The sequence below is a fragment of the Microbacterium sp. NIBRBAC000506063 genome, assembly GCF_017968845.1.
Classification (GTDB): domain Bacteria; phylum Actinomycetota; class Actinomycetes; order Actinomycetales; family Microbacteriaceae; genus Microbacterium.
This window is the reverse complement of sequence record NZ_CP072876.1, coordinates 1,629,893-1,642,309: the sequence shown is the minus strand read 5'-3', so window position 1 is coordinate 1,642,309 and position 12,417 is coordinate 1,629,893. Positions and strand designations below refer to the sequence as shown.

General features: G+C 70.3%; 10 protein-coding genes and 2 pseudogenes. 10 read left to right on the top strand and 2 right to left on the bottom strand.

Going from position 1 to position 12,417, the window contains the following annotated elements:
- Window positions 1-98: 98 nt before the first annotated feature.
- Window positions 99-401, bottom strand: a complete 303-nt coding sequence (locus tag KAE78_RS19705; protein WP_411155925.1) for a hypothetical protein — start codon at window positions 399-401, stop codon at window positions 99-101.
- Between KAE78_RS19705 and KAE78_RS19700 the strand changes: the two genes are divergently transcribed.
- The 5 genes from KAE78_RS19700 to KAE78_RS09380 all read left to right on the top strand — a co-directional run bounded on the left by KAE78_RS19700 (window position 395) and on the right by KAE78_RS09380 (window position 4,004).
- Complete coding sequence (locus KAE78_RS19700; RefSeq protein WP_411155924.1) at window positions 395-709, top strand: alpha/beta hydrolase; 315 nt, start codon at window positions 395-397, stop codon at window positions 707-709. The two genes, KAE78_RS19705 and KAE78_RS19700, sit on opposite strands and share 7 nt — an antisense overlap.
- 673 nt (window positions 710-1,382) lie before the next feature.
- Window positions 1,383-1,895 (top strand): RNA polymerase sigma factor, encoded by a 513-nt coding sequence (locus KAE78_RS09395; RefSeq protein WP_223170657.1) that lies wholly within the window; start codon window positions 1,383-1,385, stop codon window positions 1,893-1,895.
- Window positions 1,882-2,061: a hypothetical protein gene (locus KAE78_RS09390; RefSeq protein ID WP_223170656.1), complete on the top strand. Its 180-nt coding sequence runs from the start codon at window positions 1,882-1,884 to the stop codon at window positions 2,059-2,061. Before KAE78_RS09395 ends, KAE78_RS09390 begins: the two co-directional genes overlap by 14 nt.
- Before the next feature lie 103 nt (window positions 2,062-2,164).
- Complete coding sequence (locus tag KAE78_RS09385; protein ID WP_223170655.1) at window positions 2,165-3,316, top strand: hypothetical protein; 1,152 nt, start codon at window positions 2,165-2,167, stop codon at window positions 3,314-3,316.
- 85 nt (window positions 3,317-3,401) lie between these two features.
- Window positions 3,402-4,004, top strand: coding sequence for a hypothetical protein (locus tag KAE78_RS09380; RefSeq protein ID WP_223170654.1), 603 nt, complete (start codon window positions 3,402-3,404; stop codon window positions 4,002-4,004).
- On the opposite strand, the gene KAE78_RS09375 is transcribed toward KAE78_RS09380, so the two are convergent.
- The gene (locus tag KAE78_RS09375) at window positions 4,005-4,310 is read right to left on the bottom strand and encodes a hypothetical protein (protein ID WP_223170653.1); all 306 of its coding nucleotides are present in this window, start codon (window positions 4,308-4,310) and stop codon (window positions 4,005-4,007) included.
- 237 nt (window positions 4,311-4,547) lie between these two features.
- On the opposite strand from KAE78_RS09375, the gene KAE78_RS09370 reads away from it, so the two are divergent.
- From KAE78_RS09370 to KAE78_RS19690, 5 genes and pseudogenes are all read left to right on the top strand, one after another.
- Window positions 4,548-5,258 carry a universal stress protein gene (locus KAE78_RS09370; protein ID WP_223170652.1) on the top strand — a complete coding sequence of 237 codons (711 nt, stop codon included), beginning with the start codon at window positions 4,548-4,550 and terminating at the stop codon, window positions 5,256-5,258.
- A 402-nt stretch (window positions 5,259-5,660) separates the two neighbouring features.
- Complete coding sequence (locus KAE78_RS09365; protein ID WP_223170651.1) at window positions 5,661-7,349, top strand: ABC-F family ATP-binding cassette domain-containing protein; 1,689 nt, start codon at window positions 5,661-5,663, stop codon at window positions 7,347-7,349.
- 32 nt (window positions 7,350-7,381) lie between these two features.
- Window positions 7,382-7,561 carry a PspC domain-containing protein gene (locus KAE78_RS09360; protein WP_223170650.1) on the top strand — a complete coding sequence of 60 codons (180 nt, stop codon included), beginning with the start codon at window positions 7,382-7,384 and terminating at the stop codon, window positions 7,559-7,561.
- Between the two features lie 201 nt (window positions 7,562-7,762).
- Window positions 7,763-8,236 (top strand): annotated as a pseudogene (locus KAE78_RS19695) (DEAD/DEAH box helicase); the annotation flags it as partial.
- Window positions 8,237-8,497: 261 nt separating this feature from the next.
- Window positions 8,498-12,365: pseudogene (locus KAE78_RS19690) on the top strand (helicase-related protein); the annotation flags it as partial.
- Window positions 12,366-12,417: the final 52 nt, after the last annotated feature.

The window sequence follows — 12,417 nt, the reverse complement described above, 5'->3', positions numbered from 1 at the left end:
AGCACGTCTCCTCCCGCGTCAGAGGACACTGGCAGGATGAAGGGGTGAGCGATCTTCCCGTCATCGATGCCGCGGCGACCCTGTGGTCGCATCCCGAGTCAGAGCGCGCCGGCAAGCCGCTGCTCGTGCTCCTGCACGGATACGGCGCCGACGAACGCGATCTCTTCGGACTCATCCCCTATCTGCCCGAAGGCCTTGCGGTGGCCGCGGTCGCCGCGCCACTGACCCGCCTGGCCGATGCCCGGCCGCTCCTGGTACGCGATCGACGGTCTCGACGGCCGCGACCCCTCGGCGATCACGGCGGCCGCCGAGGCGCTGCTGGGGTGGCTGGATGCCGCGGGCGAGGGTCGGACGCCGCGCCCCTCGCCCTCCTCGGCTTCTCGCAGGGGCGGCGGTGGCACTGCAGGCGTTGCGCCTGGCGCCCGAGCGCTTCGGGGCGGTCGCCGCTCTCAGCGGCTACGTCGCCGGCGGCGAGCTGCCCGGCGACGAGGTGCTGCGCGAGAGCCGCCCGCCGGTGTTCTGGGGCCGCGGTTCGCACGACGATGTCATTCCACCGCACCACATCGACCACACGGCCCAGTGGCTGCCCGATCACGCCACGCTGTCGGGCCGCGTCTACCAGGGGCTCACCCACAGCATCTCGGAGGAGGAGCTCGCCGACATCCGCGTCTTCCTCCAGAAGTGGATCGAGTCGGATGCCGCGGGCTGAGTTCGACGGCATCCGATCGCACGTGCGCAGGACCTTCTTGTAACGCCGGAGACGTGTGCGGAAATAGGTACAGTGAGCCGTTCTTCGCGACGAGCTTGCCCATTGATGCAGGAGGAATCCTTGGAGACCACCAGTCGGCCCATGATCAAGAGATGAGATTCGAATGACGGTCGGTACAAGAGTCGTGACGCTGGGCATTCTGGGAGTGTTACTCGTGGGTTGTACAGCGCAGGGCGGCACTGCGACAGGAACGATCGCGACGTACGAGCCGGTCGGCGAGGGCGGGTTCTCGGCCTCACTTGAGGGACTGGTCGCTTCGCAGAACGGATGCCTGATCATTCAGCCCGACGGGGCGGCGAGGCGGTCATACCGGTGTTCCCCTCGACCCTTCTGCGGGTCGATGACTCCGGTCCGTTCTGGCAGGATGCGCCCCTCAACGAGGGGATCAGATCACGGTGGGCGGCGGCTACGTCGATGCCCGGAACATCGATTTCGAGACCGGCGCCGCGTGCGCAATCGGGGAGGTCTTCATCATTTCCCAAGAACCCTGAGAGCAGCGATCGAGAAGCGGGCTCACATTCGTGAGACTTTCTTGTAACGCCGGAGGCATGTGCGGAAATACGTAGAGCGAAGGGCCTTCGCGCCGAGCCACTGACCGCGGGAAAGGATGTGCGTGAGTACCGACTCCTTCACCCGCGTGTACGCCCGGTACTACCGCGTGCTGCTCACGGTCGCCGAGCAGCGGCTGAGCGGCACCGCCGATGCACAGGACGTCGTGGCGGAGACGTTCCGGATCGCCTGGAAGCGTGACCGCGACGGCGGCGAGCTCACACTGCGCTGGCTGTACGGCACCCTGCGCAACGTCATCGGCAATGAGTACCGCCGCATCGCGCGGGCCGACGACTATCTGCGCGAGGCGAGCGCCTCCTATGTCGAGCGCATGCTCGCACCGGCCGATGACGATGCGATCGTCGTGCGTGCGGCTCTTCGCCAGCTGGACGAAGCCGATCGCGAGATCCTCTACATGGCGTACTGGGAAGACCTGTCGCGCGAGGAGATCGCCCTGATCCTCGGCTACTCCGCGACGAACGTGCGGGTCAGGCTCCATCGTGCCCGCCTACGCCTGAGATCGCTCCTGCATGCGATGGATCGCGAGGGTATGGAGGTGGACTATGGACGAGATTGAACGCCGCGTGCGAGCGGCACGGCCCACGAGCGGGCACCGCGACCTGCCGCTGACCGATCGGGCCAAGCGCGAACTCGCGGAACTGGCTCTCGTCGACGAGACGGCGCCCGCTCGGGCGGAGCGCTCCGCGGAGTCCCGGCACGCGTGGCCACGAGCGCCGCGGTGATCGCCGCCGCACTCCTCCTCGTTCCTCTCGGCACCACGCTCACGCCGGCGCCCGCGGCCGCGCTCACACCGCCCCGCTGGAGTGGACGCCGACCGTCCTCACGGTGTCGGATGCCGTCGACGACGCCCTCCGCTCGTTGGAGCGCAGCGACGGACTCGACGAGCCTCAGCGGGAGTCCCACTCGATCGGCTGGTACTTCCACGTCGATGTGGAGGGCGAGAGGGCGAGCCGCACGGCCATCAGCCCGGAGGAGGTGCACTTCACCTGGAATGAAGACCTCTCCGCGCGCATCCGCGTCGTCGCCGGCACGCCCTCCCGGGCCGATGATCCGGCGCTCGCCCTCCCGTCGGATGCACCGCGGGCGGGAGAAGTGCTCCGAGACGAGGTGTTCGCGCCCGGGGAGTACGACCCGCTTCTGCCGGACCCACCTGGCCGGACACCGGCCGAGCTGGAGGAGTTCCTGCAGCCGATCGCCCTGGGCGGGCTCTCCTCCGGCTTCGCGCTGTTCGACGCGATCGACACCGCGTTCCAGGCGTGGAGTCTCACGAACGAGCAGCAGGGTTCCCTGCTCGAACTCATCGACGACGCCTCGGGGGTGACCGTCCTGGGTGCCGGCCTCGATCGCGCGGGACGCCCGGTGATCGGCCTCTCGACGACGCACCCCGACGTGGCGCAGGAACGGCATATCCTCGTATCGCAGGAGACCGGGCGCATCATCGGCTTCGAGATCTACATGGTCGAAGGAGACGATTACTTCCCCGGAAACGCTGTGATCTCCTACACACTGTACGAGGGGAGAACCCGTGAAGAAGACCTTGATCACCGCATCGCTCGCCGTCTTGGCGCTGCTCGTCGCCGGCCCCGCGTCGGCCGCCTCGGCCGGCGAGCCCGTGCATCCGGACATCCAGGCCGTGCTCGACGAGGTGCCCGGCGGCGTCGTTCTGGACTTCCACCGTGCGAGCTGGCCGAAGCTCGACATGGAGATGACCATTCCCTCGGACGATCGGTCGGCTCGTGCGCCACCGGCAGCGTGTGCGCCTTCTCCCAGCAGAACATCTCCGGCACCAAGCTCTCCTGGGGCTCGTGCAGCACGCACACGATCCCCGGAAGCTTCTCCGTCAAGTCGATCGCGAACGCGCGCAGTGCCGGCAGCATCCTGCAGGCGCGCAACGGCACGACCGTCCTCGCCTCGGCGACCGGCGGCACCTGGAAGAACGTCGCCGGCACCACGACCAACGTGCGCTGCCTGGAGTGAGATCCTCTCGATCCAGAGAGAAGATCAGGGTCGAGTCAGGGGCGTCCCGGATGCCGGCGGCACCGTGCTGCGCAAAGCTCAGGACATGACCACTCGACGACTCCCGGCAGGTGCCCTCTTGGCCGCTCTCGCGGTGGCGGCTCTCACGCTCACGGGCTGCTCGAATCCGCCGCCGACGCCCAGGAGCGAGGTCAGCGCCTACTACGAGGCAGAGTTCGAGCAAGCGAGACAAGAAGCGACGACCGACCTCGAACACAAGATCCTCGAGGACGACGTCATCACGCGCGACGAGTATCTCGAAGCGAAGAACCTGGTGATCGAGTGCATCCGCTCGAACGGTCTGACGGCGGAGCTCATGGACATGGGTTCCGGCATCTTCCAGATGGCCGTGGGCGGCTCATGGGACGAAGACCTCGTTCACGAGACGATGCTGGCCTGCGAGTCTTCGGGGTTCGCCGCGATCGAAGGGCTCTACTCGGACATGATCCAGAACCCCGAGAAACGGAACCTCGACGATCTCGCCGCGGAATGCCTGCTCGCGGTCGGGTTGGTGGACGAGCCCTTCACCGGTCGCGACTACGAACGAGAGTCCAACACCAGCGGGTTCATGACCAGAGTTATGGGCGACCCCGAGGGCGCCAAGTGCATGCAAGACCCCAGCTATCACACCGGATCGGGCACGCGCTGATCAGCGACCGGGCGAAGAGCCACTGACCGGTCCCTCTTCGTCCCCGTCGTCATCGGCTCCCGGGTCGCCGTCGGGGCCGAGGTCTGACCCCAGGTCGCCGGATGCCGCAGATCCGCCGCCCCGCGGCTTCGTCACCTGCCCGAACGCGACCGCGAAAGCCAGGCCGATGCCGATCCCGAGCGCGACGCCCAGACCGACGTTGTCGAGTGCGACGCCCAGCGCCACCCCGACACCCATGCCGATCGCGAGCCCGGCACCCCACGTCATCCGCTGACGCATCTCGTGTCCGCTCATGTCATCGCTCATGCCTCCAGGCTACGAGGATCATCGGATGCCGGCATCCGCCCCACGACGGATATCCCGACCACAGGGCGGGGCGAGTAGGCTGAAAGCACCCGATGAAGGAGCGAAGATGGCCGGCACGATCGTCGTAGGAACAACGGATGCCGCGGTCTCGACCCGCGCGATCGACTGGGCGATCAGCCGTGCCGCCGCCCGCGGTCAGGCTGTGGAGCTGCTCGGCGTCATCGGGGTGCCGTCGGCATGGTCGGCGAGGGAGCGGTGCTGGAGGCCGCCCGCGCCGATGCGGAGACGACACTGGCGGAGCAGGCGGCCCGGGTGGCCGACTCGGGCGTCGCGGTCACGACCCGCCTGGTCGTCGGCGATCCCGTCTCCGAGCTCATCGAGGCATCGCAGGAGGCGGCGCTCCTGGTGATCGGCAGCGACTACCGCGGACCCGGTGCCGGTCCCGCGCGCGGCTCCCACGGCATCCGTGTCGTCGCCGGAGCAGGGTGCCCGGTGGCCGTCGTACCGGATGTCGAGCGTGGTGAGCATCGTGGCGTCGTCGTCGGCGTCGACGGTTCGGAGGTCTCCGAGCGGGCGATCGCCTTCGCCGCTGCGGAGGCCGACCGGCTGCAGGAGCCGCTCATCGCGGTGAGCGTCTGGACGCCGGTCGTCGCGCCCCGCAACGCGATGATGGTCATGCCCGAGGACTACCGCACCGGCATGAACGAGCAGGCCCAGGGCGCGCTCTCGCTGTCGCTGGCGGGGCTGCGGGCGCAGCATCCGGGGCTTGAGATCGAAGAGCACATCGTCGAGGGCTACCCCTCGGCCGTGATCAACCAGTTCGCCGAGGACGCCCGCCTCACCGTGGTCGGCTCACGCGGCCGCGGAGCGATCCGCCGCTTCCTGCTCGGATCGATCAGCCACGAGGTGCTGCAGCGCCTGGCGACCGTCACGGTCGTGGTGCGCTGAGTCACGGGCCCACCGGTCGTTGAGCACTGACCCACAGACCCCCACCGGTCGTTGAGCGAGGCCGCGCGCAGCGCGACCGAGTCGAAACGTGGTGACCTCTACGGAAAGGTCGCCGCGTTTCGACTCGCTGCGCTCGCTCAACGACCGGAGGGGAGCGCCGGCCTTGCCGGATAGGGCCGGACGCCCGTACACTGGAGCGTCCTGTCCGCCGTGTCTGGAAGTCCATTGAAGCTGATCGTCGCCTCCGCGCCCCTGTCCGCGCGCTGACCCGACGATCGCCGACCTCTCACTTCGACTCGCTGAGCTCGCTCAGTACAAGCGGCGATTTCCAGAAGGTACGTTGAGCCTCTCCGTACCGGATGCCCCGGTGTCAGTGCACCTGTACACATCCGGGAGACACCCATGGGTACCACCCATCCCTCGACCGCGGTCACCCTCGACCGCCTCCTGTACACCTGGCCCGACGGCACTGTCGCACTCGACGCCGTCTCGGGCTCCTTCGGCAGCGGCCGCACGGGCCTGGTCGGCCGCAACGGCTCGGGCAAGTCGACCCTGCTGCGACTCATCGCCGGCGACCTCACTCCGACGAGCGGCCATGTCCACGTCGGCGGCGACGTCGCCTCCCTCCCGCAGCGGCTGACGCTCGACGTCGATCGCCGGGTCGCCGAACTGCTCGGCGTCGCCCCGGCACTCGACGCCGTGCGGGCGATCGAGTCCGGCGACGCCTCACCGCGGCACTTCGATGCGGTCGGCGACGACTGGGACATCGAGGCGCGCGCCGCCGCATCCCTCGGCGAAGCCGGTCTCGACCCGAGCTTCCTGGACCGCCGCGTCGGCGAGCTCTCGGGCGGCGAGGCGGTGCTCGTGGCGGTCGCCGGCATCCGACTCCGTCGCGCGCCCGTCACCCTGCTCGACGAACCGACCAACAACCTCGATCGCGACGCCCGCGCGCGACTGGCCGAGATGGTGCGCGGCTGGCGCGGCACGCTCATCGTGGTCAGCCACGACGTGGGTCTGCTCGAGCTCATGGATGACACCGCCGAGCTCTACGCGCACGAGCTGAGCGTGTTCGGCGGCCCGTACTCGGCCTGGCGGGCTTGGCTGGACGCCGAGCAGCACGCGGCCGTCGACGCGGAGCGCGCCGCAGCGCAGCTGCTCAAGCGCGAGAAGCGCGAACGCATCGAGGCCGAGACGAAACTCGCCCGACGCGCGCAGATGGGCCGCAAGGCGCAGCTGGAGAAGCGCGTGCCGAAGATCGTCGCGGGCGGGCGGAAGATGGCCGCCGAAGTGTCGGCCGGCAGGCTCCGCGGAGAAATGGCGGGCAAGGAGGAGGCCGCGCGTGTCGCGCGCGAGGAGGCGGGGCGCCGCATCCGCAGCGACGACTCCATGGCGATCGAACTGCCCGACCCCGACGTCTCACGGGCACGACGGATCGCGACGCTCGGCGACGACGAGCGGTCCTGGGTGATCCAGGGGCCGGAGCGCGTGGCGCTCGTGGGGCGCAACGGCGTCGGGAAGACGACGCTGCTCGAGCGTCTGGTGGCGGATGCCGCGGAGCCGTCTGCTGCGGAGGCGGGGCGCGACTCCGCAGAAACCTGGCCATTCGACACCGAAACGGCCGCCGGGGACGCGAACCCGGAGTCTCTCCGGAGTACGGTGCGCGCCGCGGCCCACACCGACCGCATCGGATACCTTCCGCAGCGGGTCGATGGGCTCGATGAGCGCGCGTCGGTGTTCGTGAACGTCTCCCGTGCGGCGCCGGACATCCCCGAGAAGGAGCTGCGCAACCGGCTCGCGCGGTTCCTCATCCGCGGGGCGACGGTCGACCGGCCGGTGGCGGCACTCTCGGGCGGCGAGCGCTTCCGCGTCGCGCTGGCGACGCTGCTGCTGGCCGACCCGGCCCCGCACCTGGTCGTGCTCGACGAACCGACGAACAACCTCGACCTCGACACGGTCGACCAGCTCGTGGAGGCGCTGCGCGCCTACCGCGGCGCGGTGCTGATCGTGAGCCATGACGACGCCTTCCTGCAGCGGCTCGACCTGGACCTCACCCTCGAGATCCAGGAGGGCGGTCTGATCGAGATCGGGTGACACGACGGACGTTCCTGGGGCAGGATGGGTACATGAGCAAGCTCGTCCGCCCCAGGAACGAACGTGTCGTCGCCGGCGTCTGCGCCGCAGTCGCCCGCCGATTCGGGCTCTCGGCGACCACCGTCCGCGTGCTGACCGTGCTGCTGGTGCTGTTCGCCGGGCTCTCGCTGTGGGCCTACATCCTGCTGTGGATCATCATCCCCAGCGAGTAGCAGCGGCCGCCGCGCCGATGCGATGCACTGAGCGAGCGTCGCGAGTCGAAGTGTCGGCGCCACCGGCCATGATGGAGTGGTGAGTGACGTCCTCGAGCGGTTCACCCCGCCACCCAGGAGTGGTTCCGGGGGTCGTTCGCCGCACCCACAGCGGCCCAGGAGGGCGCGTGGGATGCCATCTCGCACGGTCGTCATGCGCTCGTGGTGGCGCCGACGGGCTCCGGAAAGACGCTCTCGGCCTTCCTCTGGGCGATCGACCGGGTGTTCCGGGAGCGCTCCGCGGATCCTGAGCGGAAAGGGTCGGATGCCGCGGGCACCCGCATCCTCTACATCTCGCCGCTGAAGGCGCTCGGCGTCGACGTCGAGCGCAACCTCCGCTCCCCCTCATCGGCATCGGTCAGGCCGCCAGGCGCCTGGGCGTCGACGCCCCAAGGTGTCGGTGGGCGTACGTTCGGGCGACACGACCTCCAGCGAGCGCCGCAAGCTCGTCTCCTCCCCGCCCGACATCCTCATCACCACCCCGAGTCGCTCTATCTCATGCTCACCAGCCGTGCCGGCGAGACGCTGCGGGGCGTCCACACCGTGATCGTCGACGAAGTGCACGCCGTCGCGGCGACCAAGCGCGGCGCGCACCTGGCGGTGAGCCTCGAGCGGCTCGACGCCCTGCGCCAGGCGCACGACGCGGAGGCCGGCGCCGCCCAGCGCATCGGGCTGTCGGCGACGGTGCGACCGATCGACGAGGTCGCGCGCTTCCTCGGCGGGGCGGCGCCGGTCGAGATCGTCGCGCCGAAGGCGTCGAAGACCTTCGACCTGCGGGTGACCGTGCCGATCGAGGACATGCGCAATCCGCCGCCTCCGCCGAACCCTTCGACATCGGTTGCTGAGCCTGGTCGAAGCACAGGGACCGGTTCTGCGGCCGGCGAGGCCGAGTACACCGAGGTGACCGGCTCGGTCTGGCCGCATGTGGAGGAGGCGATCGTCGATCGCATCCTCGAGAACCGCTCGACCATCGTCTTCGCCAACTCGCGGCGGCTCGCCGAGCGCCTGACCGGTCGCCTCAACGAGATCTACTCCGAGCGCCAGGGAATCGATCTTCCCGAGCACCGCCCGCCCGCGCAGATGATCGCGCAGTCGGGTTCCACGGCGGGCGCCGACCCGGTCCTCGCCAAAGCGCACCACGGCTCGGTGTCGAAGGAGCAGCGCGCCGTCGTCGAAGACGAACTGAAATCGGGCGTGCTCCGCTGCGTCGTGGCGACCAGCAGCCTGGAGCTCGGCATCGACATGGGGGCGGTCGATCTGGTGATCCAGGTCGAGGCACCGCCGTCCGCGGCATCCGGTCTCCAGCGCGTCGGGCGCGCCGGTCACCAGGTCGGCGAGATCAGTCGCGCCTCGCTGTTCCCGAAGCATCGCGGCGACGTCCTGCACACGGCGATCGTGACGGAGCGCATGCTCGCCGGCCAGATCGAGGCGATCCAGGTCCCCCGCAATCCGCTCGACATCCTCGCCCAGCAGACCGTCGCGGCGAGCGCGCTCGGTCCTGTCGACGTCGAGGGATGGTTCGAGACGGTGCGCCGCAGCGCGCCCTTCCGCGATCTCCCCGCTCCGCGTACGAGGCGACGCTCGACCTTCTCGCGGGGCGCTTCCCCTCCGACGAGTTCGCCGAGCTGCGCCCGCGCCTGGTCTGGGACCGCGATGCCGGTACTCTGACCGGACGCCCTGGCGCCCAGCGCATCGCCGTCACGAGCGGCGGGACGATCCCCGACCGCGGCCTGTTCGGCGTCTTCGTCGCGGGCGAGACCACCGGGGCCCGGGTCGGTGAGCTCGATGAAGAGATGGTCTACGAGTCGCGCGTCGGCGACGTCTTCACCCTCGGCACGACGAGCTGGCGCATCGCCGAGATCACCCACGACCGCGTCAACGTGATCCCCGCTTATGGGCAGCCCGGCCGCGTGCCGTTCTGGCACGGCGACGGCATCGGCCGCCCCTTCGAGCTGGGCGAGGCGCTGGGCAGGTTTTCACGCGAGCTGTCGAGCGCGACCCCCGAGAAGGCCGCCGCACGCTTGTCGGATGCCGGACTAGACGAGCACGCGCAGGCCAACCTCCTCGGTCACCTCGCCGAGCAGCGGGAGGTCACCGGCACCCTCCCACCGATACGACGCTCACCGTCGAGCGAGGCCGCGACGAGGTCGGCGACTGGCGTGTCATCCTCCATTCTCCGTACGGCATGAAGGTGCACGCGCCGTGGGCGCTGGCGGTGAACGCGCGCGTGCGCGAACGCCTCGGCGTCGAGGGATCGGCGGTGGCGAGCGACGACGGCATCATCGTGCGGATCCCGGATGCCGACGCCGAACCCCGGGCGCCGAGCTCTTCGTCTTCGAGCCCGACGAGATCGAGCAGCTCGTGACCGAGGAGGTCGGCGGCTCGGCGCTGTTCGCCTCCCGGTTCCGCGAGTGCGCCGCCCGGGCGCTGCTCATGCCGCGGACGAACCCGAACAAGCGCACGCCGCTGTGGCAGCAGCGCCAGCGTTCCGCGCAGCTGCTGGAGGTGGCCCGCCGGCATCCGACGTTCCCCATCATCCTGGAGACCCTGCGCGAGGTGCTGCAGGACGTCTACGATCTGCCGTCGCTGCGCCGACTCACCACCGCGATCGGTGAGCGCCACATCCGGCTCGTCGAGACCGAGCCGGCGCAGCCCTCCCCTACGCCCGCGACCTGCTGTTCGGCTACGTCGGCGCGTTCATGTACGAGGGGGACTCGCCGCTCGCCGAGCGGCGGGCGGCCGCCCTCTCGGTCGACCCGGCGCTGCTGGGCGAGCTGCTCGGCACTGTGGAGCTGCGGGAGCTCCTCGACCCCGATGTCATCGCCCAGTACGAGCGGGAGGTGCAGCGACTCGACCCCGCCCGTCATGCGCGCGGCGTGGAGGGTGTCGCCGACCTGCTCCGGCTGCTGGGGCCGCTCGATGCCGAAGAGGTCGCTCTCCGGTCGTTGAGCGAGGATGCGCAGAGCGCGACCGAGTCGAAACGTAGCAACGATGCGGAAACGGCCGCCGCCCACCTCGCCGCCCTCGTCGAGTCCCGCCGGGCGATCGAGGTGACGATCGCCGGTGTGCGCCGTGTCGCGGCGATCGAAGACGCCGGGCGCCTGCGCGATGCGCTGGGCGTCGCACTCCCCTCGGCATCCCTGTGGCGTTCCTAGAGCCCATCGCCGACCCGCTCGGCGACCTGGTCGCCCGCCACGCCCGCACCCACGGGCCTTTCACGACGGATGCCGTCGCCACCCGCTTCGGCATCGGCGCCGCCGTCGCCCGCCATACCCTGCAGCGGCTCGAGTCGCAGGGCGGGTGACGAGCGGATACTTCCTGCCGGACCCTTCGACGTCGGTTGCTGAGCCTGGTCGAAGCACAGGGACCGGTGGGAGTGCCGGCGAGCAGGAGTGGTGCGACACCGAGGCGCTCCGCCGCATCCGGATGCGCTCCCTCGCCGCGATCCGCGGCAGCGTCGAACCGGTCTCGCCCGAGGCCTACGCGCGGTTCCTCCCCGACTGGCAGCACCTGCGTCGCCCGCTCGAGGGTGTCGACGGCGTACTGGCGGTCGCCGAGCAGCTCGCGGGCGTGCCGATTCCGGCGAGCGCCTGGGAGTCGCTGATCCTCCCGGCGCGCGTGCGCGACTACGTCCCGGCGATGCTCGACGAGCTGACCGCGAGCGGCGAGCTGATCTGGTCGGGAAACGGCACCCTCCCCGGGCGCGACGGCTGGGTGTCGCTGCATCCGGCCGAGCTCGCCCCCTTCACCCTCCCCGAGCGCGACGACGAGATCGTGACGGGCTCTCTCGAGGAGCGGCTCCTCGCCGCGATGGCCGCCGGCGGCGCCTACTTCGCCACCCAGCTGCGCGAGATGGCGGATGCCGCCCTTCGACCCGATCCGGCTGCGCCGGGTCTTGCTCAGGAACCGGAGCAGTCGGTGCTCGACGCGCTGTGGGCGCTGACCTGGGCCGGCCGCGTCACGAACGACACCTTCGCGCCGATCCGGTCGCTCCTGGCCGGCGGCTCCCAGGCCCACCGAGTGACTCGCCGCGCGCCCCGGACGCGCACGTACCGCGGCATCTCGCTCGCGGCGCCCGCCCGCTCGGCGGGCCCTCGCCCGACGCTCGGCGGCCGCTGGTCGCTGCTTCCGGAGCCCGAGACCGACGCCGCCCGCCGCGCGACCGTCGGTGCCTCGCTGCTGCTGGATCGCTACGGCGTCGTCACCCGCGGTTCGGTGCAGGCCGAAGGAGCCCCGGGCGGATTCGCTCAGGCGTACCGGGTGCTCGCGGGATTCGAGGAAGCGGGCCAGTGCCGCCGCGGCTACGTGATCGAGAGACTGGGGCGGCGCAGTTCGCGGCATCGGCCACCGTCGACCGGCTCCGCGACTTCGCAGGGCTCGCCGATCCGCCCCGCGGCAGGCGATCACGCTCGCCGCGACCGACCCCGCCAACCCTTACGGCGCCGCGCTCGCCTGGCCACGCCGCGAGGGTGCCGCCCACCGACCCGGGCGGAAGGCCGGCGGGCTCGTCGTCCTCGTCGACGGCGCGCTCGTGCTCTACCTCGAACGCGGCGGCAAGTCGGCTCTGCTGTTCAGCGACGACGCCGACGAGCAGCGTGCGGCGGCATCCGATCTCGCCGCCACCGCACGCGCCCGGCGACTCGACACCCTCACCATCGAGAAGGTCAACGGCGAGTTCGTCTACGGCACACCGCTGGCGACGGCCCTGCAGGAGGCGGGCTTCGTCAGCTCTCCGCGCGGTCTCACCCTCCGCAAGGCGCTGTAGCCGGCGCTACCGACATGAGGCGCCCATCCGACTCGGACACAGTGGTACCATA

Coding starts and splice junctions, on each gene's coding strand:
- KAE78_RS09390 (WP_223170656.1), top strand. CDS start 1,882: ATGGACGAGATTGAACGCCGCGTGCGAGCGGCACGGCCCACGAGCGGG.
- KAE78_RS09380 (WP_223170654.1), top strand. CDS start 3,402: ATGACCACTCGACGACTCCCGGCAGGTGCCCTCTTGGCCGCTCTCGCG.
- KAE78_RS09375 (WP_223170653.1), bottom strand. CDS start 4,310: ATGAGCGATGACATGAGCGGACACGAGATGCGTCAGCGGATGACGTGG.
- KAE78_RS09370 (WP_223170652.1), top strand. CDS start 4,548: ATGGTCGGCGAGGGAGCGGTGCTGGAGGCCGCCCGCGCCGATGCGGAG.
- KAE78_RS09365 (WP_223170651.1), top strand. CDS start 5,661: ATGGGTACCACCCATCCCTCGACCGCGGTCACCCTCGACCGCCTCCTG.
- KAE78_RS09360 (WP_223170650.1), top strand. CDS start 7,382: ATGAGCAAGCTCGTCCGCCCCAGGAACGAACGTGTCGTCGCCGGCGTC.